The following is a 26,432-nucleotide window of genomic DNA, read 5'->3' as shown; positions in this document are numbered from 1 at the left end:
GTGAGCCCGGCCCCGCATCACGTTGAGCGCATGAAGCGGCGTTATCTCATGCTTGGCCTGCTGGCCGGGACCCTCGCCAACCCGGCCGTCGCGGCCGAAGGGGCGGTGCAGCGCACCGGGCGGCGGCTCGAGCGCACGGCCAAGCGCACCGGCGCTGCGATCGAGCGCGGCGCGCAGCGCACCGGCGGCGCGTTGGAACGCGCTGCGGACTGGACCGGCAACCGGCTCCGCCGCGCCGGGCAATGGGCCTTCGGGGACTGATGGCGAGCGCCCGAATGGGCGCCGCAGGCGATCCAGCGAAGCCCAGGGCCGCGGATGCGACCCGCCAGGCGGCTTGAGGGTCACGAGGGTGAAACCCGCGTGCGCGCCAAAGGCGCGCCGCCCCGTTGTTGCCACGGGAGCGCGTCATCATCTCCCTGGCGCGTTGCCCAGTCCAGGAGACCCTGTGATGCGTCCGTTGCCTGTCGCCGCTGCCCTGGTCCTCATGGCGCTGCCCGCCGCCGCGCAGCAGCCCGGCAGCCTGCCGCCGCCCGTGCCGCGCGCGGCCGAGCCCGCGCCGCCACCCGGCGCTCCGGCCCCGGCCGCCCAGCCCGGCCTTGGCGAACGTACGGGAGCGGCGATCGACCGCGCCGCCGAGCAGACCGGCCAGGCGCTCGAACGCGCGGGGGAGAGCACCGGCAGCGCGGTCGGCCGCGCCATGCGGTGGACCGGGGAGCAGATGCAGGGCGCCGGCGCCTGGACCGCCCGGCAGGGAGAACGGATGACCGCGCCCGCGGCGCCGCCCGGCGCGCCGCCCACCGCTGCGCCCGACACCCCGGCGCAGCCGGCCCGGCCCTGAGGCGCCGGACGGTTTCGTTTCGTAACAATCACGGCATGCGCGCGCAATCCGCGCAACGCAGGCTGATGGCGACGCCGGCGGGAGATCCGCCATGCGCGGTCGCCCGCTCCCTGCTTCTTCTCCTCCTCGCCGCGCCGGCGGCCCTCGTGCCCGCCGCGCCGAGGCGCGCGAACACAGCCGCGCGTGGCGCGCCACCCGCAGCGGCGGGCGCAGCGCGAGCGGCGGCATGACCCGGTCCTACGACCCCGCCACCGGCACCCGCCAGCGCAGCGCGAGCAAGACCGGCCCGAACGGGCGCACGCGCAGCGCCACGGGCCAGGGCACGGTGCAGGACGGCACCTATTCCGGCACGCGCGACGTCACCGGCGCGGGCGGCAAGACGCGCAGCACGGACATCGAGCGGACGCGGCGCTGAGCCTGCCTCAGCCCGGCGCCCTCGGGTCGAGATGCACGACAGGCAGGCCGACCGCCTCGGCGACCAGCGTGCGGTGGCAGGTCCGCGGGTCGGCTTCGAGGCAGAGCAGGCAGACGGGCCCGTGCCGCGCGAGGTCCGCGAGGTCGGCGAGCGCCGCCTGCGCCTCGGTGCCCGCAAGGTGCGCGGCGAAGATCCGGCGCATGACCTCGGGCCGGCCGCTGCGCACCGCGGCGCGACCTTCGGCCGGCGTGCCCAGCGCGCGCAGGTGCAGGTAGCCGATGCCCGCGCCGGTGAGCGCTGCCGACAGCGCGCCCTTGGCGAAGCCGGGCCGGCGGCTGTTAGCCAGCGCCCGCACGTCCACCAGCGTCGCGACGCCCGCCCGCTTCAGCGTGGCCAGGAGGGCGTCCGGCGTCGCGTCCTCGTAGCCGATGGTGAAGACGGGCGGCGCCCGGCTCACCGTGGCAGCGCGGCGTGCGCGGCCAGGCAGGCGACATCCAGGATCTGGTTCACCCCCGCCTGCATCGGCACGATCTGCGCGGAATGCGACATCCCCGTCAGCAGCGGGCCGATCACCGTGGCGCTGGTCAGCTGCGGCACGGAGCGCGTCAGGATATGCGCCGCGTGCAGCCCCGGCATGATCAGGATGTTCGCCGGCCCGCTCAGGCGGCAGAAGGGATAGAGCGCGGCGCGCAGCGTCGGGTCGAGCGCCACGTCGGCCGCCATCTCCCCGTCGAACTCGAAATCGGCGCCGCGTTCCGTCAGCAGCTTCACCGCCTCCCGGATGCTGCCGGGGATGGTGCCGCGCGGGTCACCGAAGGTCGAGAAGGACAGGAAGGCGACACGCGGCTCGAGCCCGAGGCGACGCGCCGCTGCGGCCGAGCCGCGCGCGATGCCGGCCAGCGTCTCGGCATCCGGGCGTTCGTGGACCGCGGTATCGGCCACCAGCACCGTGCCGGCACTGCGCGAGACGATGATCGACAGCCCGAAGACCGACCGGCCGGGCACCGGGTCGATCGCCATCGAGATGCCCTCCATCGCGACGGAATAGGACCGCGTGGTGCCGGTGACGACGGCGTCCGCGTCGCCCATCGCGACCATGCAGGCGGCGAAGACGTTGCGGTCCTGGTTGACCAGCCGCTGGCAGTCGCGCTGCAGGAAGCCATCGCGTTGCTTGCGGCCGTACAGGAAGTCGGCGTAGCGGCGGTTGGAATCCGACACGCGGGCGTTCTGGATCTCGATGCCGTCGGGCAGCGGGATGCCGAGCGCCGCGGTGACGGCGCCGATCCGGTCCTCCCGCCCGACCAGCACGGGCGTGCCGTAGCCGGCGTTGCGGAAGGCGATGGCGGCGCGGATCACCTTCTCCTCCTCGCCCTCGGCGAAGACGACGCGGCGGGGGTTCTGCCGGACGGATTCGCTGATCGCCTCGAGCGCGCCGACCGTCGCGTCCAGCCGGTTCGCGAGGTCGCGCGCATAGCGCTGCAGGTCGATGATCGGCTTGCGCGCGACGCCGCTGTCCATCGCCGCCTTCGCGACCGCCGGGGAGACGCGGCTGATCAGGCGCGGATCGAAGGCGTTCGGGATGATGTATTCGGGTCCGAAGCGCAGCGCCTTGCCGGCGCCGGCGCCGGCCACTTCCTCGGGCACGTCCTCGCGCGCCAGCATGGCCAGCGATTCCGCCGCCGCGATCTTCATCGCGTCGTTGATCGTGCTGGCCCGCACGTCCAGCGCGCCGCGGAAGATGAACGGGAAGCCGAGGACGTTGTTCACCTGGTTGGGATAGTCCGATCTCCCGGTGGCGATGATGCAGTCGGGCCGCGCGGCGCGCGCCTCATCCGGCGTGATCTCGGGGTCGGGGTTGGCCATCGCGAACAGGATCGGGCGCGGCGCCATGGCGCGCAGCATCTCGGGCGTCAGCGCGCCCTTGACCGACAGGCCGAAGAAGACGTCGGCGCCGTCCAGCGCCTGCATCAGCGTACGGGCGGAGGTCGCGACCGCATGGCCCGACTTCCACTGGTTCATCCCTTCGGTGCGGCCGCGCCAGATCACGCCCTTGGTGTCGCACAGGATGACGTTCTCGGGCCGCATGCCCATGGCCTTGACCAGCTCGGCGCAGGCGATGGACGCGGCGCCCGCGCCGTTGATGACAAGGCGCGTGGTCGCGATGTCGCGCCCGGTCAGGTGGATCGCGTTGATCAGGCCGGCGGCGGCGACGATCGCGGTGCCGTGCTGATCGTCGTGGAAGACCGGGATGTCCATCAGCTCGCGCAGGCGCTGCTCGATGACGAAGCACTCCGGCGCCTTGATGTCCTCGAGGTTGATGCCGCCGAAGGACGGGCCGAGGTACCGGATGGAATTGACGAAGGCGTCCACGTCCTCGGTATCGACGCACAGGTCGATGGAATCGACATCGGCGAAGCGCTTGAACAGCGCCGCCTTGCCTTCCATCACGGGCTTGGACGCCAGCGCGCCGAGGTTGCCGAGGCCGAGCACGGCCGTGCCGTTCGAGACGACGGCAACGAAGTTGCCCTTGGCCGTGTAGTCGTAGGCGAGCTTCGGGTCGCGGTGGATGTGCAGGCAGGGCTCGGCGACGCCCGGGGAATACGCCAGCGACAGGTCGCGCGCCGTGATCAGCGGCTTGGTCAGGCGGATCTCGAGCTTGCCCGGCCGCCCCTCTGCATGCATGGCGAGCGCCTCCTCGCCTGTCACGCGGGCGGTGCGCGTGTCTTCGGCGGGCGGCTGCTTCACGTCGTCCATGGTCGTTCCTGTCCCCGGGGATCCGTGCGATCCGAACACCCATTGTGGCGCCGCGCCGCCCGGCGCGCGACCCCCTGGCTTCGCAGGCGCGGCAAGGGTGGTGCCCGCGATCCGCCGACCGGCGGCATCACCCGGCCCCCGCCGCCCGCCAGCCCGCCTCATAGCGCCCGATCACCGCGCGCAGCGCCGCGCCGATCCGGCCATAGGCCTCTTCCGCCAGGTTGGCGAAGGAGATCCGCGCCGACCATCCCGGCGCGTGGAAGCCGCCGCCGGGCAGCAGCACGATCCCGTGCTCCTCGGCCAGGCGGAAGGCGATGTCGAGCGGATGCACATGCGCCCGCATCCAGTCGGCCGCTGCCTCCCCGAGATGCGTCCGCATCCAGAAATCGAGGTCGACCAGCCCGTAGTAGTGGTCGAACAGCGGGTTGCGCTCGAGGTCGAGGCCGAGCGCGCCCGCGAAGGCGCGGGACCGCCGGTGCAGCACCGCCGTAACCTCCCGCCGGTAGTCGAGCGCCCGGTCGGCCAGCTCCGACAGCGCGAACAGCGCCATCATCGCCTGCTGCGGCGTGGACAGCCCCGCCGTGTGGTGGAGCGCCACGTCGCGGCTGTCGGCGACCATGCGCTCGATGAAGGGCAGGCAGCCTGGATCCTCGGCCAGCGCGGCGTAGCGCGCCGCCGGCCGCCCCGCCAGCGCCGCGTCCACCACGTTGTCCCGTGCCATCGCCACGACGCCGAGCCGCCAGCCCGTGCAGCCGAAGTACTTCGAGAAGGAATAGATCCCGATCGTGTTGCGCGGCAATTCCGCGAAGATCGAGCGGAAGCCCGGCACGAAGGTCGCGTAGACATCGTCGGTCACGACGATGAGGTCGGGCCGCCGCTCCCGCACGATGGCGGCGATCCGCGCCACCGAGGCGGGCGCGATCGCGACCGAGGTCGGGTTGCCGGGGTTGACCAGCAGCAGCGCCCGCACCGCCGGGTCCTCGAGCACCGCGAGCGCCGCCTCGGGGTACTGGAAGCGCTGCTCCTCCGCCGCCTCCATCGGCAGGATCCGGAGCGCGTAGTCGGCCAGGACCGGGATCTCGAGATAGGGCGCGAAGACCGGCGTGCCGATCGCGATGCCGTCCCCCGGCCGCAGCAGCCCGTTCGCGTGGAGCGCGCGGAAGACGTCGCAGATCGCCGCCGTGGCGCCCTCGGTGGCGAACAGGTCGAAGGGCACCTCCGGTCCGCTGAGCACGGCGCGCAGATAGGCCGCGACCGCGCGCTCGGCCCCCTCCAGCATGCGCGGCGGCTCGGGATAGGTGTCGCCGAGCGTGGCGCAGGCGAGTTCATGCACCAGCCCGTCCGGCTCCGTCCCCGGCGGCGCGGCGGCCAGGGCGGCCCGCAACGTCGCGGCCCCCGCCTCTCCGCCATCGAGGAAGGCCTCGAGCCGCCCCGCGATGCCCGCCCGCCCCGGTGCCGCGGCCAGCCCCGAGCCGAACTCCCCGCCGCGCCGGCACTCCGCCAGCGCGAAGCGGTTCAGCGCCGCGAAGGCTTCCCGGGGGGCGGTCGCGATCCAGTTCGGGTTGCCGCGCCCGGCATTGAGGAAGGCGCCGGCGGTAGTCGCGGCGCGTGCGCGGCGGATCAGCTCGTCCTTGATCTCGAAGGGGCTCATCCGCGCGAAGCGGTCGAGTGTCCCTGCCGGCATCGCCCGGCTCAGCCCTGGTTGGACGGTTCGTTCATGTCGAAGGTGAGCTCGACCCGCAGGCCGAAGGGATCGGTGAGGAACAGCTGGTGCAGCGGGAAGCCGGGCAGCGGCGCCTCGGCATACGACACGCCCCTTCCCGCCAGCATGGCCTTCACGTCGGGCAGGCCGCGGGCGCGGAAGGCGATGTGCTCGAACGACGCGCCGGGGGAGGGGCCGGCCGGCGGCGCCACGCTGTCGCGCGCGGCCAGGTGCAGCACCGGCCGCCCGCCCGCGTAGAGCCAGTGGCCCGGGAAGTCGAAGGCCGGGCGGGGTCCCTCCGCGAGCCCGAGCAGGTCGCGGTAGAAGGCGAGCGCCGCGGGCAGGTCCTGCGGGCGGCAGCGCAGGTTCGCGTGGTCGAGGCCATCGAGTTGCATAACGCCCTCCCTGATCGCCGGTTTCCGGTCTAGACGCGGTGCATGGCAGCAGCCGCCACCCCCGAGAGCAAGCGCATTCCGCCCGCCGAAGGCGTGGGCGCCGCCCCGCGCGCCGACGACGAGCCCCGGATCCCGCGCGCCGAAGGCGCGGCGCGCATCCCGCGCGCCGAAGGCGCGACCCCCGCCATGGCGCAGTGGTTCGCGGCCAAGGCTGCGCACCCGGACGCGCTCGTCTTCTTCCGCATGGGCGATTTCTACGAGATGTTCTTCGCCGATGCCGAAGCGGCCTCGGCCGCGCTCGACATCGCGTTGTCCTTCCGCGGCGAGCACCGGGGCCAGCGCGTGCCGATGTGCGGCGTCCCGGCCCATGCCCACGAGGCCTATCTCGCGCGCCTGATCCGCCAGGGCTTCCGCGTCGCGCTCTGCGACCAGATGGAGACGCCGGAGGAGGCCAAGCGCCGCAAGGCCCCGACGCTGCGCCGCGAGGTCGTCCGCCTCGTCACCCCCGGCACCGTGACCGAGGACGCGCTGCTCGAGCCCGCGCGCCCGGCCTGGCTGCTCGCGCTGGCGCCGGCGGACGGACGGCTCGGCGCGGCCTGGCTCGATGTCTCGACCGGCGCCTTCGGCACGGAAACGCTGGCCGTCCAGGACCTTCCCGCCCTCCTCGCGCGGCTCGAGCCTTCGGAGGTCCTGGCGCCCGAGGCGCTCGCCCGCGCCGCCGCCCTGGCGCCGCTCGCCGGGCGCGTCGCCGAGGTCGAGCCGCCGCGCGACGCCACCCGCCGCGTGGCCGAGGCCTTCGAGGTCGCGACGCTGGAGGGCTTCGGCACCTTCGCGCCGGAGGAGGTCGCGGCCGCCGCCATGGCGCTCGACTACGTGCGCCTGACCCAGGCCGGCGCGCTGCCGCGCCTCGCGCCGCCGCGCCCGGCCGGCGGGCACGGCCTGCTGCAGATGGACGGCGCCACGCGCCGCAGCCTCGAGATCCTCCGCAGCGAACGCGGCGAGGCGCGCCATTCCCTGCTCGGCGCCGTCGACCGGACCGTGACCGCGGCCGGCGCGCGCGAACTGGCCGCGCGCCTCGCCGCGCCGCTGGCCGAAGCGGCGCCGATCGCCGCGCGGCACGATGCCGTGGGCTTCCTGCTCGCAGCCGACGCGGTGCGCGCCGCGCTGCGCAGCGCGCTGAAGGGCGCGCCCGATATGGCGCGCGCGCTGGCGCGCCTGTCGCTCGACCGTTTCGCCCCGCGCGACCTCGGCGCGATCCGCGACGGCCTCGCCCGCGCCGAGGCGATGGCGGCCGCGCTCGACGCCGCCGAGGGCGTACCGCCCATCCCGCCGCTGCTCGCCGCCGCGCGGGCGGCGCTGATGCCCGAGGCCAGCCCGCGCGCCGAACTCGCCCGCGCGCTGGCCGACCCCCTGCCCGCGCGGCTCGAGGATGGCGGCCTGGTCGGCCCCGGCTACGACGGCGAGCTCGATGCCCTGCGGCGCCTGCGCGACGGCGCGCGGGAGGCGATCGCCGCCCTGCAGATGGACCTGGCCGCGGCCTGGGGCGTGGCCAGCCTCAAGATCCGCCACCACCAGCAATTCGGCTTCCTGGCCGAGGTGCCCGCCGCGGCGGGGGAGAAGCTGCTGCGCGCAGCGCCGAAGGACGGCCCGCAGGCGCCCGTCCATCGCCAGACCATGGCGAACGCGATGCGCTTCACCTGCGCTGCGCTGGCCGAGCTCGACCGCCGGGTGGCCGAGGCCGGCGAGCAGGCGACGAAACGGGAGCGGCTGGTCGCGCAGCACCTGCGCCGGCTCTGCCTCGCCGCCGCGCCGCGGCTGGCCGCCGCCGCCGCCGCCATGGCCGAGACCGACGTGCACGCCGCCGCCGCCGGCCTCGCCGCCGACGGCCGCTGGTGCCGGCCGGAGCTGGCCGACCGGCCCGACTTCACGGCGGTCGCCGCGCGCCACCCGGTGGTCGAGGCGGCGCTGGCGGGTGCCCGCGGACCGGCCTTCGTGCCGAACGACTGCGACCTCTCGCCGGGCCGACGGCTCAGCCTGCTGACCGGGCCGAACATGGCCGGCAAGTCCACCTTCCTGCGGCAGAACGCGCTGCTCGTCATCCTGGCGCAGGCCGGGCTGTTCGTGCCGGCGGACAGCGCGCGGATCGGCCTGGTCGACCGGCTCTTCTCCCGCGTCGGCGCGGCGGACGACATCGCGGGCGGGCGATCGACCTTCATGGTCGAGATGGCCGAGACGGCGGCGATCCTGAACCAGGCCACCGCGCGCAGCCTCGTGGTGCTGGACGAGGTCGGGCGCGGCACCGCGACCTGGGACGGGCTCGCCATCGCCTGGGCCGTGCTGGAGGCGCTGCACGACCGCATCCGCTGCCGCACCGTCTTCGCGACCCATTTCCACGAATTGACCGCGCTCGCGGGAAAGCTGCCGGAAGTCACGCCGGTGCACATGCAGGTGCGCGAGTGGCGGGGCGAGGTGGTGTTCGAGCACCGCGTCGGCCCCGGGGCGGCGGAGCGGTCCTGGGGCGTGCATGTCGCGCGGTTGGCCGGCGTGCCGCGGCCGGTGCTGGCGCGGGCCGAGGCGGTGCTGGCCGCGCTCGAGGCCCGCGCCCGCGGGCTCGACCCGCTCTCCGACGAACTGCCGCTGTTCGCGCGCGCCGCCGCGCCGACGGCCGCGGCCCATCCGGCACTCGCGGCGCTGGCGGCGCTCGACGCCGATGCGCTCAGCCCGCGAGAAGCGCTCGATGCCCTCTACCGCATGAAATCGCTGCTGGAGGCTGTCCCCCCGGGCCAGGAGTAGGTAGTCTCTCGCGCGATGACATCCCTGGACGACGCCGGATCCGCGCCTGGATCCGCCGACGGGCCGGCCGCGCGGCCGCTGCCCGTGGCGGGGGAGCCGCCCGTCGTGCTCGCCGCGCTGCTGGCCGAACTCATGCCGCAGGGCCGGCCGCTGGCGCGGGAAGACGCGGTGGCGACGCTGCGGCGCAACCTCGGCCGCATCCAGAACCGCGTGCAACAGGCCTTCGAGGCGCACGAGATGTCCGGCCTCGCGGCCGCGCGCTGGCTCGCGGCGCTGACCGACACGGTCATGGCCGGCATCCACGCCTACACCGTCGCGACGCTGCCCCCGACCGAGGGCGACAAGCCCTGGGCGCTGGTGGCGACCGGCGGCTACGGGCGCGGCGTGCTGGCGCCCTTCTCGGACATCGACCTGCTGTTCCTGGCCGACGGCGCCATGGGGGCGCGCGGGAAGAAATCGGTCGAGTTCATGCTCTACCTGCTCTGGGACCTCGGGCTGAAGGTCGGGCATGCCACGCGGTCGCGCGCCGATTGCGTGGTGGACGCCAAGGGCGACGCGACGGTGCTGACCGCGCTGCTCGACGCGCGGCACATCGCGGGCGACGCCGGCGTCTTCCACCGCTTCGAGAACGCCTTCCGCGAGGCGCGCGCGGACTGGGGGCTGAAGCCCTTCCTCGCGGCCAAGCGCGCCGAGCGCACGCAGCGCCACGCCCGCTACGGCGAGAGCCCCTTCCTGGTCGAGCCGCACGTCAAGGAAGGCCGCGGCGGGTTGCGTGACCTGCAGACGCTCTACTGGCTGGCGCGCTACGCCTTCAACGTGCAGCGCATGCCGGAACTGGTCGGCCCCGGCTCCCCCGGCGGCGGCCTGCTGATCGCCGAGGAGGCGCGCGCCATCCGCCGCGCCTGGAACTTCTTCTGGACCGTCCGCTTCCACCTGCACCTGGTGACCGGCCGGGCGGAGGAGCGCCTGACCTTCGACCTGCAGCCCGTGGTCGGCGCGCGCATGGGCTACACGCGCCACGGCCTGCAGGACGGCGTCGAGCGGTTCATGAAGCACTTCTTCCTGACCGTGCGCGACGTGGCGCGCTTCACGCGCATCCTGGAGCCGGCGATCGAGCGCGCCTCGCTCGGGCCGCCGGCGGTGGTGCCGGCGTCGGACAAGGCGCTGACGGCGGCGGGCTTCGCGCTGGCCGACGGCAAGGTCATCGCGGCCCCGGGCAACGACTTCACCATCGACCCGGTCCTGATGCTGCGGATCTTCCGCATGGCGCGCGACCGCGGGCTCGATGTCCATCCGCTGGCCTTCCGAGCCATCGTGCGCCATGCGCGCCACCTCGCGCGGCTGCGCGGGGGCAAGGACGCGAGCGCCGAGTTCCTCGACCTGCTCTCGGGCCGCGACCCGGCCACCTGGCTGCGCATGATCAACGAGGCGGGGCTGATCTCCCGCCTGCTGCCGGACTGGCAGCGCATCGTCGGGCTGATGCAGTTCGACACCTACCATGTCTTCACGGTGGACGAGCACACCATCGAGACGGTGGGCGTGCTGGCGGCGCTCGAGCGCGGCGAGCTGGCCGAGGTGGCGCCGGTCGCCTCGGAGCTCATCGGCCAGCTGCAATCGCGCCGCGCGCTCTATGTCGCGATGCTGCTGCACGACATCGCCAAGGGCCGCGGCGGCGACCACAGCGAGATCGGCGCGCAGCTCGCGCAGTCCATCTGCCCCGCGCTCGGCCTGACGCCGGAGGAGACCGAGACGGTCTCCTGGCTCGTGCTGCACCACCTGCTGATCAGCCAGACCGCCTTCAAGCGCGACATCGAGGACCCCAAGACCATCCTCGACATCGCCGAGGTCGTGCAGTCCCCCGAGCGGCTCCGGCTGCTGCTGGTGCTCACGGTGGCGGACATGCGGGCTGTCGGCCCCAAGGTCTGGAACAACTGGAAGGCGACGCTGCTGCGCGAACTTTACTGGCGCGTGGCGGAGGTTCTGGCGGGCGGGCTGTCGGTGCCCGAGCGCGACGTGCGCGTGGCGCGCGCCAAGGAAGCCGCGGCGATGCTGCTGGCCGACCGCCCGAAGGCCGAGGTGGATGCCTTCCTCGACCTCGGCTACCCCGGCTACTGGCTGTCCTTCGACCCCGAGACCCATGCGCGCCACGCGGCCATGATCCATGAGGCGAAGGAGGCGCGGGCGCCGCTCACGGTCCGCGCCCGCGTCCTCGACAGCCGCGCGGTGACCGAGGTGACGGTCTACTGCACCGACCATCCGGGCCTGTTCAGCAAGATTGCCGGCGCGCTGGCGGTGGCGGGCGCGACCATCGTGGATGCGCGCATCCACACCATGACGGACGGCATGGCGCTCGACACCTTCTGGGTGCAGGACGCACAGGGCGGGGCGTTCGAGGCGCCGCACCGCCTGGCGCGGCTGTCCGTGCTGGTCGAGCAGTCGCTGTCCGGCCGGCTGCGCCTGCGCGACGAGATCCGTAAGCTGAAGCGCGAGCCCGCGCGGCTGCGCGCGGTGACGGTGCCGCCGCGCGTCGTCATCGACAACCACGCGTCGAACACCTTCACGGTCATCGAGGTGAACGGGCGCGACCGGCCGGGCCTGCTGCACGACGTTACGGCCGCGATCAGCGACCAGGGACTGCAGATCGCCTCGGCGCACATCACCACCTACGGCGTGCGGGCGGTCGACGTGTTCTACGTCAAGGACGTGTTCGGGCTGAAGGTCGAGAACGAGCGCAAGCTGGCGGTGCTGCGCCGTGCGCTCGAAAAGGCGCTGGAAGTCGTGGAGGCGCCGGGCGGAGGCGTCGCGGTGCGGGCGGCGGCAGGGGCGCGCTGACCGGCGCGGATCGCCGCGTCAGCCCAGCAGCCGCCCGATCACCCTGGCCGTGTAATCCACCACCGGGATCACGCGCCCGTAGTTGATCCGTGTCGGCCCGATCACGCCGATCGCGCCCACGATGCGTTCCTGCCCGTTGCGGAAGGGTGCCACCACCATCGACAGCCCGGCGCTGTCGAACAGCCCGGATTCCGCGCCGATGAAGATCTGCACGCCTTCCCCCCGCTGCGCGAGGTCGAGCAGGCGGAGCATCGTCTCCTGCTGCTCCAGCCGCTCGAACAGCCGCTGGATTTCGCCGACGCGTGCCGCCTGGTCGATGGTCTCGAGCAGCCGGGCCTGGCCCCGCACGATCAGGGAGCCGCCCTGGCCGCCCGACCAGGTCGCGAGCCCGGCCTCGATCACCTGCTGGGTCAGCGCATCGAGCGCGGTGCGATTGGCCGCGATCTCGCCGGCGACGACGCCGCGCGCCTCCTCGATGGTGCGCCCGGTCAGGCGGGCGTTGAGGTAGTTCGACGCCTGCTGCAGCGCCGAGAGCGGCAGCCCCGCCGGCACCTCGATGATGCGGTTCTCGACCTGCCCGTCATTGTGCACCAGCACGACCAGCGCGCGGCCCGGGCCGAGCGCCACGAACTCGATATGCCGCAGGGCGCCCTCGGCCGTCGGCGCCACCACGAGGCCCGCGGCGCCGGCCAGGCCGCTCAGCATCTGCCCCGCCTCGCCGAGCGTCTCCTGCAGCGATCGGCCGGAGGCGGCGCAGCGGGCGGAGATCGCGTCCCGCTCCTCCTCCCCCAGCGCGCCGAATTCCAGCAGCCCGTCCACGAACAGGCGCAGGCCCCGTTCCGTCGGCAGCCGCCCGGCCGAGGTGTGCGGGGCATACAGCAGCCCCGCATCCTCGAGGTCCGCCATGGCGTTGCGGATGGTGGCGGGCGACAGGCCGAGCGGCAGGCGGCGCGAGAGCGTGCGGGAGCCGACCGGCTCGCCGGTCTGCATGTAGGTTTCGACGAGCTCGCGCAGGATCGCCGCGCCGCGGCCGTCGAGGCCGGGAAGGCTCGCGCCCGAGATCGGCATCTGGGGCATTCCGGAGGGGCTCATCTTCATCGCTTGTCCGATCAACTATGGTCGCGCGGCCGGCCGGGTCAACCACGGAGCCGCGCGGGTCCGAGCCCGGCCGGCCTTCGGACGTGCCGGCACCCGAAACCGCGGCGCGGCGCGCGCCGATCGGGCGCGGGCACCCGCGGGCGCGCATGTCGTCCCGCGGGCCATACGCATCGTCGCGCCGGGACGGGGTGCATGGCCGGCATTGGCGTTGTAGAAGGCGTCCCGATCGTTCGAAGGACATCCCGATGCGCCCCTCCGGCCGCGACCCCGCCGTGCTGCGCCCCGTCAGCCTGCAGCCCGGCGCCGCCCGCCATGCCGAGGGATCCTGCCTGATCCGCATGGGCGTGACCGAGGTGCTGTGCACCGCGAGCGTCGAGGGCAAGGTGCCGCCCTTCCTGCGCGGCCAGGGCCAGGGCTGGGTCACCGCCGAATACGGCATGTTGCCCCGCGCGACGCATACGCGCGGCGACCGCGAGGCCGCCCGCGGCAAGCAGTCCGGCCGCACGCAGGAGATCCAGCGCCTGATCGGCCGGTCGCTCCGCGCCGTGACCGACCTCAAGGCGATGGGGGAGATGTCGGTCACGGTCGATTGCGACGTGCTGACGGCCGATGGCGGCACGCGCTGCGCGTCCATCACCGGCGCCTGGGTCGCGCTGCACCTCGCCTTCGAGCATTGCCGGCGGATGAACATCCTGACGCGCAACCCGTTGAAGGACCAGGTCGCCGCGGTGTCCTGCGGGGTGTGGCAGGGCACGCCGGTGCTCGACCTCGACTATGCCGAGGACAGCAAGGCGGATGCGGACGCGAATTTCGTGCTGACCGGGGCGGGCGGCATCGTGGAAGTGCAGGGCACCGCCGAGGGCGCGCCCTTCTCGGACGAGGAATTGCTGGCGCTGCTGCGGCTGGCGCGGAGCGGGACGGCGGAGCTGTTCGCGCAGCAGCGCGCCGCGGTCGGGATGTGAGAATGGGGGGAGAAGGGAACTTCTCCCGCCATGTCCCCCTCAACCTTCTCTGGAACTGGGGATGGACGATGACGGTCGGCACCAAACCGAAAAGGAAGGGAGGCCTGGGGCCCCCGCGGCGACGCGGAGCGGCGGCGTGGGGTCGCGGCTCGGAGGAGGTTCTCCTCCCCCGACCTTCCGTCGCATGACCCACCGTCACCTTGCGCGCGGCGAACGCATCGTCATCGCCACCCACAATGCGGGCAAGCTGCGCGAGGTCGCCGCGCTGCTCGCCCCGTACGGCATCGAGACCGTCAGTGCCGGCGAACTCGGCCTGCCCGAGCCCGAGGAGACCGAGGAGAGTTTCCTCGGCAATGCCGCGATCAAGGCGCGGGCCGCCGCGCGTGCCGCCGGGCTGCCGGCACTGGCCGATGATTCCGGTTTCTCGGTCGCGGCCCTGGCCGGCGCGCCCGGCGTGCGCACGGCCGACTGGGCGATGCAGCCGGATGGGTCGCGCGACTATGGCGACGCCATGCGCAAGGTGATGGAGGCGGCGCAGGAGTTCGAGGACCGCACCGCTTGGTTCTCCTGCGCTCTGGCGCTGGCCTGGCCCGACGGGCACGAGGAAGGCTTCGAGGGCCGCGCCATGGGCCATTGGGTATGGCCCCCGCGCGGCACCCACGGCTTCGGCTACGACCCGATGTTCGTGCCCGATGGCGGGGCCGCGACGTTCGGCGAGATGGACCCGGCCGAGAAGCACCGAATCAGCCATCGCGCCGCGGCCTTCGCGCTGCTGTCGGCGGCGTGCCTACTGGGCACGACCGGGTAGGGCGCGCGACACCGTGTCGGACATAGCCGCGCGGATCGACGCGCTGATCGGGATGGCCCTGGCGCCTCAACTGAAGGCCGACGGCTATGCGCGCAAAGGCCGCACATGGCGGCGGCGCGGCGGCGACGGAATCCTCGTCGTCAACATCCAGGCGAGCCAGTTCAATGCGGGCGAGGACGGCCGCTTCACCATGAACCTCGGCGTCAGCCTGCCGGCGCCGCACCGCCTATTGAAAGAGCGTGACCCGCCCGCGGCCCCCACGGAGTATCAGTGCGACCTGCGGGCGCGCATCGGTGAACTGATCGGCGACGGTGACCACTGGTGGCGGGTGGACGCCTCGACGGACGACCTCGCCCTGGGCGTGGAGATCGCCGAGGCGTGGACGCGGCACGGGAGGCCTTGGCTCGAGGCGCGCGCCACGCTGGCCGGCGCGGCCGACTTCCCATGCCGCGGCAACGCCTTCGCGCAGCCGGCGCTGTTGCTTCTCCTCGGCCGGCCCGAGGACGCGCGGCGTCTCCTGGAGGAGGCCGTCGCCTCCTGGCCTGAAGCGCGTCGTGCCATCGCGCGCGACATGGCGGATGCGGTTCTGCGGCGCGCAGGGGCTTGATTGGGCGTCAGCGACTCCGCTTCGATGGGACAGGGACCGCCGGGGGCATCTGCTCCTGCTGCGGTGCCCGCCGCCGTCCCGGCCTCGCCAGCGGCGGCTCCGGCGCCGGCGTCGGCGGCGCCGCCCGAAGCCCGCGCCGCAACAGGCTCGCCCAGGCTTCCTCCGGCGTGTCCACCACCTCGAACAGGTCGAGGTCGCGCGCGTCGATCGTCCCGTGCTCTACCAGCATCCGGAAGTTCACCGCCTTCTCCCAGAAGTCGCGGCCGTAGAGCACGATCGGCCGTGGCGTCGCCTTGCCGGTTTGCACCAGCGTCAGCAGTTCGAACAACTCGTCGAAGGTGCCGAAGCCGCCGGGGAAGACGGCCAGCGCATTGGCGCGCATCGCGAGATGCATCTTGCGCATCGCGAAGTAGTGGAAGCGGAAGGTCAGCGCGGGCGTGGACCAGGCATTGGGGTCCTGTTCGTGCGGCAAGGTGATGTTGAAGCCGATGGACGGCGCGCCCGCCTCGGAGGCGCCGCGGTTCGCCGCCTCCATGATCCCCGGCCCGCCGCCGGTCGCGATCACATTGTCCCGCGGCACGCCCGAGGCCGCCAGTGCGCCGCCGCGCATCGACACGAGCCGCCCGAAGGCGCGCGCATCCTCATAGAGCCTGGACTGCTCCGCCGCGCGCTTCGCCAGCCGCTTCTCGGCCGGCGTCTTCGCCGCTTCCGCCATCGCCTTGGCCTGCTCGGCGCTCGGCGTGCGGGCGGAGCCGAAGACCACCACGGTCGAGCGCACGCCCCAGTCGCGCAGCGCGAACTCGGCCTTCGCGTATTCCATGCCGAAGCGGAAGGGGCGCATCTCGTCGCGCAGCAGGAAATGCTGGTCCTCGATCGCCAGCAGGTAGGACCGCGAATGCTTCTGCGCCCCGTTGTCGGGCATGGCGTTTCTCCCCATCCTGCCGGGCGGTGGGCAGCCCGGCCGTTCCCGAGTATTCCTGGCCGGACGCCACGGGGAAACCGCCATGAACGACGCCACGCGCGAGAAACTCGCCGCCGTCTCGACCGCCACGCTCACCACCGTGCTGTTCAAGCACGGCTTCCGCAACGTGTTCCTGTCGCTGCATCCGCTCGGCGCCGATGCGCCGCGCATGGTGGGGCCGGCCTATACGCTGCGCACCATCCCGGCGCGCGAGGACCTCGACACCCTCGACGTGTTCAGGGACCCCGGCCACCCGCAGCGCAAGGGCGTGGAGGAATGCCCGCCTGGCGCGGTCTTCGTCATCGACAGCCGCGGCGACGCGCGCGCGGCGTCCGCGGGCGGCATCCTGATCACGCGGCTGCGCGCCCGCGGCGTGGCCGGCGCCGTCACCGACGGCGGCTTCCGCGACAGCCCCGAGATCGCGGCCATGGGCTGGCCCGCCTACCACGCCACACCCTCGGCGCCGACGAACCTGATCCACCATCATTGCGTTGATCTGAACGTGCCCATCGCCTGCGCCGGCGTCGGCGTGCATCCGGGCGACATCATGGTGGGCGACGCCGAAGGGGTGGTCTGCATCCCCGCCCACGTCGCCGACGCGGTGGCTGAGGAAGCGTTCGAACAAACCGTCTACGAGGATTTCGTGCAGGAGCGCGTGGCGGCGGGGCACACGATCCGCGGGCTCTATCCGATGACGGACGCGGCGAACAGGCCGGTCTTCGAAGCCTGGCGGAAGCAGCACGGGCGGTAGGGGTGCGCCGAGGGCCGAAAGGCCCGGCTGCGGAGAGATGGGGGGCGCTGCCCCCCAAGACCCCCCGCCGAGGGCCGAAGGGCCCTCGGAACCCGTCACTCAAGCGCCAGCGTGAAGAACCGGTTCTCCGGGCTGGCAACGTAGTCGGCGAAGGGGCCGCAGGGGACGAAGCCATGCATGACATACATCGCCACGGCCGCCGCGAAATGTGCGCTGGTGCCGGTCTCGAGGCTGAGGCGCCGCATGCCGGCGGCCCGCGCCTCGGCGACGATATGGCGTAGCAGCGCCGCACCCACGCCGCGGCGGCGCGCCGCCGCGGCCGTGTGCATCGACTTCACCTCGCCATGCTCGGGCGCCAGCCGCTTCAACGCCGCGACGCCGCGCAGTTCTTCCCCCTCCCAGGCCGCGAAGAACCAGATCCCCGGCACGCGCAGCCCCGAGACGTCGAGCGCGAAGGCAAAGCCCGCCGCGGTGTTCGCGCGCGCGGCCGCGAGATGCACGCCGAGCAGCGCCTGAACCCGCGCATCGTCCAGCCCGCCCTCCGCGATGCGGAGCGTCACGGGTGCCGCCCCCGCTCCAGGATCTCGAGCGCATAGTCCCGATACGTCATGCCGAGGACCTCCGCGCGCGCGAGCCGCCTGAGCGCCACCTCCCGCGGCGGCGCCCGCCAGGCCCGGCGATGCGCCCGCCGCCAGCACCAGAGTCGCCAGCCGGCGGGGTCGTCGCCATCCTCGAACGGCGGGCCGCCATTGTGGCCGAGGGATGCGGGCATGGTCATGCCATCCAGTATCCACTATCGTTTCATCATGTCCACTATGATGGAAGAACTCTCCCTCGACAGCCTGATCGCCGCCCGCCTCCGGCAGGAAAGGGAGGCGCGGGGCTGGACCATCGCCGACCTCGCCGCCGCCTCCGGCGTCTCCCGCGCCATGATCAGCAAGGTCGAGCGCGCCGAGGCGAGCCCGACCGCGGCGCTGCTCGGCCGCCTGTCGGGCGCCTTCCACCTGACCGTCTCCGCGCTGCTGGCGCGCGCCGAGGCGGCCGGCGGCCCGCCCCGCATCGCCCGCGCCGACGGCCAGCCCCGGTGGCGCGACCCCGACACGGGCTACCGCCGCCGCGCCCTCTCGCCCCCCGGCGCCGAGCCGGAACTTGTCGAGGTCGAACTGCCGCCCGGCGCCCGCGTCGCCTACACCGCGGCCTCCTTCGCCTTCCTGCGCGGACAGGTGGCCTGGGTGCTCTCGGGCCGGCTCGTCGTCGAGGAAGGGGCTGGGGAATCGCGGCTCGAGGCCGGGGACTGCCTCGCCTTCGACCTCGACGCGCCGAAGGGCCACGCCTTCCGCAACCCGTCGAAGTCTAAGCCCTGCCGCTATCTGGTCGCGCTCTCGCGCCGATGAGCGACGCGCCCCTGGCGCGCAGGCCCCGCCCGGTGGCAGGCTCGCTGCAACGAACCCCGGAGGAAACCGTGCGCCCCGTCCTGTCTCGCCGCGCGCTGCCCGCGCTCGGCCTTGCCGCCGCCCTGCCGGCGCCCGCGCTGGCCCAGTGGAACCCCTCCCGGCCCGTCACCATCGTCGTGCCCTTCCCGCCGGGCGGTTCGACCGACGTGACGGCGCGGCTGATGGCCGAGAAGATGGCGCCGCTGCTCGGCCAGAACGTCGTGATCGACAACAAGCCCGGCGCGCAGACCGTGATCGGCGCCGAGGCCGTGGCGCGCGCCGCTCCCGACGGTCACACCATGCTGATGTCGTCGGGCACCACGCTGACCATCAACCCGCTGATCGGGCGCAACCTGCCCTACCGCCCGGCCGACTTCGCCCCCGTGCTGCATGTCGCGACGCTGCCCTTCTGCATCGCCGTCCGCCCCGGCATCCCGAACACGCTGGAAGGCTTCGTCGCGCATGTGCGCGCCAATCCCGGCAAGGTCACCTGGGGCCACAACGGGCGCGGGTCCTTCAACCACATCGCCGGCGCGCTGATCGCCGAGCGGCTCAACCTCGACTGGCAGGATGTCGGCTATCGGGGCGATGCCCACCAGATGAACGACCTGCTGGCAGGTACGCTCGACAGCATCCTGGTGGGCGGCGCCACCGGCCTGCAGGTCGCGCGATCCGGCCGCGCGAAGATCATCGGCTGGACCGGCGAGAGCCGCCTGCCCAACCTGCCCGACCAGCCGGTCTTCCACGAGATCTGGCCGGGCCTCGTCGCCATCACCTGGTTCGGGCTGCTGGCGCCGGCGCGCACGCCGCCGGCCGCCGTCGCGCGCCTCAACGCCGCCGCCGCCGCGGCCGCGGCGGACCCGACGCTGCGCGAGCGGCTGCTCGACCAGGGGATCCTGGCCGCCGGCGGCACGCCCGCCGATTTCCAGGCCTTCCTGGCGCGGGAGGCGGAACGCTGGGCGCCGCTGCTCCGCCGGCTCGACATCACGCTCTGATCGCGGCGCGCCGGCCGCCCCGCCGCGGCGGGGGACGCGCCGGCGCAGCCACGCCCCGCCGAGACCCCCTGCCGCCACGCCCGGACCCGCTGTGCCCGACGCCATCGGATATTTCCTGCTCTCCTGGATCGACCCGTCGCTGCTCGCGCTGACCGCGCTCGGCACCTTCGCGGGCATCTACATCGGCGCCATCCCGGGCCTGTCCGTGACGATGGCGGTCGCGATCCTGATCTCCTTCACCTTCACCTGGGACGTGAACCCGGCGCTGGCGCTGATCGCCGGCGTCTATACCGGGGGCGTCTACGGCGGCAGCCGGTCGGCCGTGCTGCTCAACATCCCGGGCGCGCCGGCGGCAATCGCGACGGCGCTCGACGGCTACCCCATGGCGCAGCGCGGGGAGGCGGGGCGCGCCATCGGGCTGGCCACCGTGATGAGCGTGATCGGCGGCTTCGTGGGCATCCTGGCGCTGGCGCTGGCCGCGCCCGCCATCTCGGACATCGCGCTCGCGGTCGCGCCGCGCGACTATCTGGTGCTGGCGCTGCTGGGCCTGCTGCTGGTGGGCAGCCTGTCGGGCGAAAGCCTCGCCAAGGGCATCTTCTGCGGCGCGCTCGGCGTGGTGCTCGGCCTGGTCGGGCTCGACCAGATGACGGCCGAGCCGCGCTTCACCTTCGGCACCACCGCGCTGCTGGGCGGCATCCCCTATGTCGCGGCGATGATCGGCTTCTTCGGCGTCAGCGAGGCGCTGGTCCAGCTCCGCCGCCCGGACCTGCCGCCGATCCGCCAGAAGGTGGACCGCATCGTGCCGCCCTGGGGCGCGCTGCGCCGGCACCTGCCGCTGACGCTGCGCTCCTCGGCGATCGGCGTCGTGGTGGGGGCGCTGCCGGGCACGGGCGGCGACATCGCGGCGCTGCTCGCCTACGACGCGGCGCGGCGGTCCGTGAAGAACCCGACGCATCCCTTCGGCCAGGGCGCCGAGGAAGGCGTCGTCGCCCCGGAATCCGCCAACAACGCGGCGGTGGGCGGCGCCTATATCCCCATGCTGACGCTCGGCATCCCGGGCGACGCGGTCACCGCCGTCATCATCGGCGCGCTGTTCATCCATGGCCTCAAGCCCGGCCCGATGCTGATGATCGAGACGCCGCACCTGTTCTGGTTCACCGTCGGCAACCTGGCGCTCGCCAACATCTTCCTGCTGGTCTTCGGCCTGACCGGCATCCGGCTGTTCACGCGGCTGGCCGAGGCGCCGCGCGCGCTGCTCGCGCCGCTGATCCTAGTGCTGAGCGTGGTCGGCACCTATGCCATCCAGAACAGCGCGACCGACGTGCTCTGGATGCTGGGCTTCGGGATCTTCGGCTACTTCCTGAAGCTCTATGGCTTCGAGGTGGGTCCGGTGGTGCTCGGCATGATCCTGGGGCCGCTGATGGATGCGTCGTATCGGCGCGCCATGATCTCGGCGGCGGACGACCCGGCGGAGTTCCTGATGGGCTTCGGCGGGAGCTGGATCTCGGCCGGGCTGGCGGCCGTGCTCGTGGCGGCGCTGGCGCAGGCGACGTGGCGCGCCTGGCGCGGCCGACGCGCGCCCGTGCCGTAGAGCGCGAAAGGGCGGCCCGAAGGCCGCCCCTGGCGGATGCGCGACGGCGCGACCGTCAGCGGCGCAGGCTGAGTCGGCCGATCAGCGTCTCGTAGCGCTTGCGGTCCTTGCGCTTCAGGTAGTCCAGCAGGCCGCGGCGCTGACCCACGAGCACGAGCAGGCCACGGCGCGAATGGAAGTCCTTCGCGTGGGTCTTGAGGTGCTCGGTCAGGTTGACGATGCGCTCGGACAGGATTGCGACCTGCACTTCCGGGCTGCCCGTGTCGTTCGGGCTGGTCGCATAGTCCTTGATGACCGCCTGGCGGCGTTCGGCAGTGATCGACATCGTGTTGTCCTTCGTGTTGGCCGGGCCGTCGGGCCTTCGGCGTGCCGTGGAAACCGCCCGGCCGTGGGGAACCCCACCTGCCTCGGGCGTCTCCGGCCGCGTCGCCGCGAAACGGGGCGTATCGCCCCCAACCCCTGCCCACGAAAGCGGCCAGCGCCGGGATGTCGGCCAGCGCGGTCGCGACCGGAAGCGCAGGGGTTCCGGAAGAGCGCGCCTATGGCGGGAATCCGACGCGCTGTCCAGAGCGCCGCGCGGATTCATGCGCGGCGCACGGATGTCGAGCCTGCGGCCCGCCGGGCGCCCGAGGGCCACGAAGGCCACGAAGGCGAAGCCTTCTTGCGTCCGGCGTCAGGCCTCCACGCGGGCCGGCGCCATGCGCTCGCCCTCGCGCCCGAGCCAGCGTTCCGGCTTCAGCAGCCCTTCCTCGAGCCGTGCCAGGCCCATCAACCGCTCGCCCACCATCGCGCGCGCGAGCCCGCCATCGGGGTTCGCCGCGGCCGGGATGCGTCCCATCAGGTCGACCAGCGAGATCGGCTGGCCGAAGGACAGCCGCGCGGCCTCCGCCTCCGACAGGTCGAGCGCCGGGATATCGGCCAGCGCCATCGTCACCGGCAGCAGCGGCGGCAGGCCCTCGGCCGCGGCGCCCTGCACGGCCGCGAGCGGCACGGCGTCCCGTTCCAGGAACGGCCCGACCCGCAGGCGCCGCAGCGCCGTGATGTGGCCGACCGTGCCGCAGGCCTTGGCGATATCCCGCGCCAGGCTGCGCATGTAGACGCCCTTGCCGGACTCCACGAAGAACACGGCGGTGTCGGCGTCCGGGCGCTCGATGAGCTCGAACCGGTCCACGCGCGCCGGGCGGGCGGCGAGTTCCACCGCCTCCCCCGCGCGCGCCAGGTCGTAGGCGCGCTCCCCAGCGACCTTGATGGCCGAGAAGATCGGCGGCACCTGCATGATGTCGCCGATGAAGGCGGGCAGGGCTGCGCGGATCTGCTCGTCGGTCGGGCGGGCCTCGCTGGTGCCGGTGACGTTGCCGTCGGCGTCGTCGGAATCCCGCGCCTCACCCAGGTGGAGCGTGAAGCGGTATTGTTTCGTGCCGTCCATCACATAGGGCACGGTTTTGGTCGCGGCGCCGAAGGCGATGGGCAGCACGCCGGTCGCCAGCGGGTCGAGCGTGCCGCCATGACCGCATTTCTGCGCCTGGAAGCCGCGCTTGCAGATGGCGACCACGTCGGTCGAGCCGATCGCGGTCGGCTTGTCGATGATCAGCCAGCCGTCGATTGGCCGGCCCTTCGGCTTGCGGTGTCGCTGCGCCATGTCGGTGGTGTCAGTCGCTTTCGGGGGGAACGGGGCGCGGGCGCGATTGGGCGTCCAGCGCGACGAAGGTGAAGGTCGCTTCCGTGACGCGGGCCGCGTCCTCGGTCGTGCGGTCGCGGCGCCAGGCCTCGACATGCACGCGGATGGAGGTGCGCCCGACCGAGAGCAGTCGGCCATGCAGGCTGACCTCGTCGCCGACGCGCACGGGCAGGTGGAAGGACATCGCCTCGACCGCCACGGTGGCGACGCGCCCGCGTGCGCGGCGCAGCGCGACCGACGCGCCGGCCTGGTCCATATGCGCCATCAGCCAGCCGCCGAAGATGTCGCCGGCCGGGTTGGCATCGGCCGGCATGGCGATGACGCGCACTTGCGGCGGCGTGTCGGGCGGTGCCTCGCTCATGCCCGACGCACGAAGGTTTCACCTTCGTGTTCCTCAAGCGCCGGGCGGGCCGCATCCGCAGCCCTTGGCTTCGCCGGACAACCGGCGGGCCGCAGTCGCGGCCTCGGCCCTTCAGGCCGCAAGTCGGAACCTCGTGCGCCTCGCATCATTCCTCCGCCTCGTCCTTGCGCGGCACCAGGTCGCGCTGGACTTCGGGGCGGTGCATCACCTCGTTGATGTGCATGGCGTAGTTGAGAGCGGTGTCGGGCTGGAAATGCAGGTCCGGCGCGTAGCGCAGGCGGATGCCCTTGGCGATTTCCCGCCGCAGGAAAGGCGAGACGCGCTTCAGCGCGGCGAACTGCGCCGGCGTCAGATCGCGCCCGAGCGCCGAGACGAAGGCGGTCATGTGCTTGAGGTCGGGCGAGGCGCGCACCTCGGTCACCGTCACATGCAGCCCATGAAGGTCGGGGTCGCGGAACTCCTCCCGCGCGAACACGGCGGAGAGCGCGTGGCGGATTTCCTCGGCGACGCGCAGCTGCCGCTGCGAAGGGCCTTCGGCGGACTTGCCGTGATGGTGTTGCTTGCTCATGGAACCTACCTCACCGCCGACGCCCGGCGGCGCACCGCAGGTGCGCCGGGAGCGCACGGCGCGACCGCGCCCAGACCCTCATCACCGCCGGCCGCACCAGCACAAGGCGCGAAAGCCAAGCCGCCGGAGGCGGCGCCCGGTGCCTGAGGGCAAAAGAACCAGGTGGTCGCCGCCCGTCAGGCGGCGGCCACCGTCTCCACCTCGTAGCACTCGATCTGGTCGCCCACGCGGATGTCGTCGTAGTTCGCGAAGGACATGCCGCATTCGAGGCCGTTGCCGACCTCGCGCACGTCGTCCTTGAAGCGCTTGAGCGTCGACAGCTCGCCCTGGTGGATGACCACGCCGTCGCGCAGCAGGCGCACGCCGGCGCCGCGCTTGACCACGCCTTCGGTGATGCGGCAGCCGGCGACCTTGCCGATCTTCTTGACGTCGAAGGTCTGCAGGATCTGGGCGTAGCCCAGGAACTTCTCCCGCTGCACCGGCGCGAGCTTGCCCTTGTAGAGCTTCTCGATGTCGTCGGCGACCTCGTAGATGATCGAGTAGTAGCGGATCTCGACCCCCTCGCGGTTCGCGAGGTCGCGCGCCTGCGACGTGGCGCGCACGTTGAACGCGACGATCACCGCGTCGGACGCCTTGGCCAGCTGGATGTCGGATTCCGTGATCTGGCCCACCGCGCTGTGCAGCACGCGGACCTTCACCTCCTCGTTGCCGAGCTTGCCGAGCGTCACGCCGATCGCCTCCGCGCTGCCCTGCACGTCGGCCTTCACGACGACGGCCACTTCCTTCTGCTCGCCCGCCTGGATGCGGGCCAGCATGTCGGTCAGGCTGCCGCGCGCGCCGGCGGCCGCGGCCGCCTTGTCGCGCAGCTTGCGCTGGCGGAACTCGCTGACCTCGCGTGCGCGGGCCTCGTTCTCGACCGCAATGAAGTTCTCGCCCGCCGAGGGCACGCCCGACAGGCCCAGGATCTCGACCGGCAGCGACGGCGGCGCATCCTTCAGCTGCCGCCCCTTGTCGTCGAGCATCGCGCGCACCCGGCCCCATTCGGCGCCGGCCACGACGATGTCGCCCTGGCGCAGCGTGCCCTTCTGGACCAGCACGGTCGCGACGGGGCCGCGCCCGCGGTCGAGCTTGCTCTCGATCACGGTGCCTTCCGCCGCGCGGTCGCGGTTCGCCTTCAGGTCGAGCACCTCGGCCTGGAGCGAGATGGCTTCCAGCAGCTTGTCGAGGTTGATCTTCTGCGTCGCCGAGACCTCGATCTCCTGCGTCTCGCCGCCGAGCGATTCCACCACGATCTCGTGCTGCAGCAGTTCCTGCTTCACGCGCTCGGGCTTCACGCCGGGCTTGTCGATCTTGTTGACGGCGACGATCAGCGGCACCGAGGCCGCGCGGGCATGGCGGATCGCCTCGATCGTCTGGGGCATAACGCCGTCGTCGGCGGCCACCACCAGCACCACCATGTCGGTGACCGAGGCGCCGCGTGCACGCATGGCCGTGAAGGCCTCGTGGCCCGGCGTGTCGATGAAGGTCACCTTCGTGCCATCCGGCACGCTGATCTGGTAGGCGCCGATATGCTGCGTGATGCCGCCCGCCTCGTGCGCGACCACGTCGGTCTTGCGGAGCGCATCGAGCAGGCTCGTCTTGCCGTGGTCGACATGGCCCATGATGGTGACCACCGGTGGCCGCGGCGTCAGGTCGGTGTCCTCGTCGGCGCTGCCCTCGAGGCCGATCTCGACGTCGCTCTCGCTCACGCGCCGGATGCGGTGGCCGAATTCCTGGACCACCAGTTCCGCGGTGTCGGCGTCGATCGACTGCGTCAGCGTCGCCATCACGCCCATGCGGAACAGCGCCTTCACCACCTCGCCGCCACGCGCGGCCATGCGGTTCGCGAGTTCCTGCACCGTGATCGCTTCCGGCACCACGACGTCGCGCACGACGCGCTCGGCGCCGGAGCGGAGCCGCGCGAGTTCCTGCTGCCGCCGCTCGCGGTCGCGCGCACGGCGCATCGAGGCGATCGAGCGGCTGCGCTCGTCCTCGCCCTCGATCGCCGCCTGCACGTCGATGCGACTGTCGCGCTTGCGGTCGGCGGTGGGCGCGGGCTTGCGGACCGGCACCGGCATGGGCCGGCGGCCGGGCGCGCCGGCCGGGCCGCCGGGGCGGCGCAGCACGGGGCGGCGCTCGTCTTCCTCCTCACCGGGGGAGCGGGCCTTGAGCGTCAGGCGCGGCGCGGGCCCGGCGGGCTCGGCCTTGCGCGCGGCCGGGGCTGCCGGCGCACCGGCGGGGCGGCCGGTCTGCTTGGCGGCGGCGGCGACGACGACGGAGGCGGCCTCGGCCGACTTGCGCGCCTCGGCCTCAACGGTCGTACGGCTGGCGGCCTCGGCGGCCGCGCGGGCCTCCTGCTCGGCGCGCTCGGCGGCTTCCTCGGCGGCGCGGCGGTCTTCCTCGGCCTTACGCGCGGCTTCCTCGGCGGCGGAGCGCACCATGAGCGCCTGGCGCTCGCGTTCCTCCCGCTGGCGCTGGGCCTCGACCTTGCGGTTCTCCTCCAGCACGCGCTGGCGGACGGCGATCTCGGCCTGGGTCAGCGGGCGGCCGCCGGCGGGGGCGCGCGCCGCGGGCCCCTGCGCCTGGCCCGACGGCTTTGCCTGCTGGCCGGCGCCGGCCGCGGCCGGGCCGCGCACGGCGGGCGTCGCGACGCCTGGCTTGGCCGGGGGGCCGACCACGCGCTTCTTCACCACCTCGACCTGCACGGTCTTGGTGCGGCCATGGCTGAAGGATTGCCGCACGCTGCCGGCATCCACCGTCTTGCCGAGTTCGAGGCGTCCGCCGGGCCGAAGGCTCAGCCTGCTCTTGCCCGCGTCCTGCTCGTTCTGGTCGCTCATTCGTCGATCCGAAC

Annotated in this window: 25 protein-coding genes; 12 read left to right on the top strand and 13 right to left on the bottom strand. The window is 73.2% G+C overall.

Annotated features, from left to right (window positions below):
- The first annotated feature begins 30 nt into the window (after positions 1-30).
- The 3 genes from E8M80_RS16690 (at position 31) to E8M80_RS16680 (ending at position 1,253) form a co-directional block, all read left to right on the top strand.
- Positions 31-261 carry a hypothetical protein gene (locus E8M80_RS16690; RefSeq protein WP_137126849.1) on the top strand — a complete coding sequence of 77 codons (231 nt, stop codon included), beginning with the start codon at positions 31-33 and terminating at the stop codon, positions 259-261.
- 187 nt (positions 262-448) lie between these two features.
- Positions 449-838: a hypothetical protein gene (locus E8M80_RS16685; protein WP_137126848.1), complete on the top strand. Its 390-nt coding sequence runs from the start codon at positions 449-451 to the stop codon at positions 836-838.
- Between the two features lie 226 nt (positions 839-1,064).
- Positions 1,065-1,253 (top strand): hypothetical protein, encoded by a 189-nt coding sequence (locus E8M80_RS16680; protein ID WP_137126847.1) that lies wholly within the window; start codon positions 1,065-1,067, stop codon positions 1,251-1,253.
- A gap of 7 nt (positions 1,254-1,260) precedes the next feature.
- Here the strand turns inward: E8M80_RS16680 and E8M80_RS16675 are convergent, their stop codons facing one another.
- From E8M80_RS16675 to E8M80_RS16660, 4 genes are all read right to left on the bottom strand, one after another.
- On the bottom strand, positions 1,261-1,710 hold the full coding sequence (locus tag E8M80_RS16675; RefSeq protein ID WP_137126846.1) for a DUF488 family protein: 450 nt from the start codon (positions 1,708-1,710) through the stop codon (positions 1,261-1,263).
- A complete protein-coding gene (locus E8M80_RS16670; RefSeq protein WP_137126845.1) occupies positions 1,707-4,007 on the bottom strand; it encodes an NADP-dependent malic enzyme in 2,301 nt (766 codons plus the stop codon). The genes E8M80_RS16675 and E8M80_RS16670 overlap by 4 nt, the downstream gene beginning before the upstream one ends.
- Before the next feature lie 127 nt (positions 4,008-4,134).
- Positions 4,135-5,691, bottom strand: coding sequence for a bifunctional aspartate transaminase/aspartate 4-decarboxylase (locus E8M80_RS16665; protein WP_137126844.1), 1,557 nt, complete (start codon positions 5,689-5,691; stop codon positions 4,135-4,137).
- A gap of 8 nt (positions 5,692-5,699) precedes the next feature.
- Positions 5,700-6,104: a VOC family protein gene (locus E8M80_RS16660; RefSeq protein ID WP_137126843.1), complete on the bottom strand. Its 405-nt coding sequence runs from the start codon at positions 6,102-6,104 to the stop codon at positions 5,700-5,702.
- A gap of 186 nt (positions 6,105-6,290) precedes the next feature.
- Between E8M80_RS16660 and mutS the strand changes: the two genes are divergently transcribed.
- The gene (mutS, locus tag E8M80_RS16655; protein WP_240790097.1) at positions 6,291-8,897 is read left to right on the top strand and encodes a DNA mismatch repair protein MutS; all 2,607 of its coding nucleotides are present in this window, start codon (positions 6,291-6,293) and stop codon (positions 8,895-8,897) included.
- Positions 8,898-8,912: 15 nt separating this feature from the next.
- Positions 8,913-11,729, top strand: coding sequence for a [protein-PII] uridylyltransferase (locus tag E8M80_RS16650; RefSeq protein ID WP_137126841.1), 2,817 nt, complete (start codon positions 8,913-8,915; stop codon positions 11,727-11,729).
- A gap of 18 nt (positions 11,730-11,747) precedes the next feature.
- Here the strand turns inward: E8M80_RS16650 and hrcA are convergent, their stop codons facing one another.
- The gene (hrcA, locus tag E8M80_RS16645; protein ID WP_370287456.1) at positions 11,748-12,821 is read right to left on the bottom strand and encodes a heat-inducible transcriptional repressor HrcA; all 1,074 of its coding nucleotides are present in this window, start codon (positions 12,819-12,821) and stop codon (positions 11,748-11,750) included.
- Between the two features lie 251 nt (positions 12,822-13,072).
- Between hrcA and rph the strand changes: the two genes are divergently transcribed.
- From rph to E8M80_RS16630, 3 genes are all read left to right on the top strand, one after another.
- Positions 13,073-13,789 (top strand): ribonuclease PH, encoded by a 717-nt coding sequence (gene rph, locus E8M80_RS16640; protein ID WP_137126839.1) that lies wholly within the window; start codon positions 13,073-13,075, stop codon positions 13,787-13,789.
- A 184-nt stretch (positions 13,790-13,973) separates the two neighbouring features.
- On the top strand, positions 13,974-14,597 hold the full coding sequence (gene rdgB, locus E8M80_RS16635; protein ID WP_137126838.1) for an RdgB/HAM1 family non-canonical purine NTP pyrophosphatase: 624 nt from the start codon (positions 13,974-13,976) through the stop codon (positions 14,595-14,597).
- Between the two features lie 13 nt (positions 14,598-14,610).
- Entirely contained in the window at positions 14,611-15,204 is a 594-nt protein-coding gene (locus E8M80_RS16630) for a DUF4304 domain-containing protein (protein ID WP_170979462.1), read from the top strand.
- Between the two features lie 7 nt (positions 15,205-15,211).
- Here E8M80_RS16630 and E8M80_RS16625 read toward each other — a convergent pair whose 3' ends face one another.
- Positions 15,212-16,126, bottom strand: coding sequence for a TIGR00730 family Rossman fold protein (locus E8M80_RS16625; protein ID WP_137126836.1), 915 nt, complete (start codon positions 16,124-16,126; stop codon positions 15,212-15,214).
- An 82-nt stretch (positions 16,127-16,208) separates the two neighbouring features.
- Between E8M80_RS16625 and E8M80_RS16620 the strand changes: the two genes are divergently transcribed.
- Entirely contained in the window at positions 16,209-16,916 is a 708-nt protein-coding gene (locus E8M80_RS16620; RefSeq protein ID WP_137126835.1) for a ribonuclease activity regulator RraA, read from the top strand.
- Positions 16,917-17,011: 95 nt separating this feature from the next.
- Here E8M80_RS16620 and E8M80_RS16615 read toward each other — a convergent pair whose 3' ends face one another.
- The gene (locus tag E8M80_RS16615) at positions 17,012-17,476 is read right to left on the bottom strand and encodes a GNAT family N-acetyltransferase (RefSeq protein ID WP_137126834.1); all 465 of its coding nucleotides are present in this window, start codon (positions 17,474-17,476) and stop codon (positions 17,012-17,014) included.
- Positions 17,473-17,694, bottom strand: coding sequence for a hypothetical protein (locus tag E8M80_RS16610; protein ID WP_137126833.1), 222 nt, complete (start codon positions 17,692-17,694; stop codon positions 17,473-17,475). The genes E8M80_RS16615 and E8M80_RS16610 overlap by 4 nt, the downstream gene beginning before the upstream one ends.
- 28 nt (positions 17,695-17,722) lie before the next feature.
- Here E8M80_RS16610 and E8M80_RS16605 point away from each other — a divergent pair, with 28 nt between their 5' ends.
- The 3 genes from E8M80_RS16605 to E8M80_RS16595 all read left to right on the top strand — a co-directional run bounded on the left by E8M80_RS16605 (position 17,723) and on the right by E8M80_RS16595 (position 20,935).
- The gene (locus tag E8M80_RS16605) at positions 17,723-18,310 is read left to right on the top strand and encodes an XRE family transcriptional regulator (protein ID WP_240790079.1); all 588 of its coding nucleotides are present in this window, start codon (positions 17,723-17,725) and stop codon (positions 18,308-18,310) included.
- Positions 18,307-19,344: a tripartite tricarboxylate transporter substrate binding protein gene (locus E8M80_RS16600; RefSeq protein ID WP_137126832.1), complete on the top strand. Its 1,038-nt coding sequence runs from the start codon at positions 18,307-18,309 to the stop codon at positions 19,342-19,344. Before E8M80_RS16605 ends, E8M80_RS16600 begins: the two co-directional genes overlap by 4 nt.
- 91 nt (positions 19,345-19,435) lie before the next feature.
- Positions 19,436-20,935 carry a tripartite tricarboxylate transporter permease gene (locus E8M80_RS16595; protein ID WP_137126831.1) on the top strand — a complete coding sequence of 500 codons (1,500 nt, stop codon included), beginning with the start codon at positions 19,436-19,438 and terminating at the stop codon, positions 20,933-20,935.
- Between the two features lie 55 nt (positions 20,936-20,990).
- Here the strand turns inward: E8M80_RS16595 and rpsO are convergent, their stop codons facing one another.
- The 5 genes from rpsO to infB all read right to left on the bottom strand — a co-directional run bounded on the left by rpsO (position 20,991) and on the right by infB (position 26,418).
- The gene (rpsO, locus tag E8M80_RS16590; protein WP_137126830.1) at positions 20,991-21,260 is read right to left on the bottom strand and encodes a 30S ribosomal protein S15; all 270 of its coding nucleotides are present in this window, start codon (positions 21,258-21,260) and stop codon (positions 20,991-20,993) included.
- Between the two features lie 348 nt (positions 21,261-21,608).
- Positions 21,609-22,574, bottom strand: coding sequence for a tRNA pseudouridine(55) synthase TruB (truB, locus tag E8M80_RS16585; protein ID WP_137126829.1), 966 nt, complete (start codon positions 22,572-22,574; stop codon positions 21,609-21,611).
- A 10-nt stretch (positions 22,575-22,584) separates the two neighbouring features.
- Entirely contained in the window at positions 22,585-22,974 is a 390-nt protein-coding gene (locus tag E8M80_RS16580) for an acyl-CoA thioesterase (protein WP_137126828.1), read from the bottom strand.
- A 145-nt stretch (positions 22,975-23,119) separates the two neighbouring features.
- A complete protein-coding gene (gene rbfA / locus E8M80_RS16575) occupies positions 23,120-23,542 on the bottom strand; it encodes a 30S ribosome-binding factor RbfA (RefSeq protein ID WP_137126827.1) in 423 nt (140 codons plus the stop codon).
- A 176-nt stretch (positions 23,543-23,718) separates the two neighbouring features.
- The gene (gene infB, locus E8M80_RS16570) at positions 23,719-26,418 is read right to left on the bottom strand and encodes a translation initiation factor IF-2 (protein ID WP_137126826.1); all 2,700 of its coding nucleotides are present in this window, start codon (positions 26,416-26,418) and stop codon (positions 23,719-23,721) included.
- Positions 26,419-26,432 lie beyond the last annotated feature (14 nt).

Origin of the sequence: Roseomonas sp. HF4 (assembly GCF_005222755.1) — a bacterium.
Lineage (GTDB): Bacteria > Pseudomonadota > Alphaproteobacteria > Acetobacterales > Acetobacteraceae > Neoroseomonas.
The sequence above is the reverse complement of the archived record's forward strand: the minus strand, read 5'-3'. Positions and strand labels throughout refer to the sequence as shown.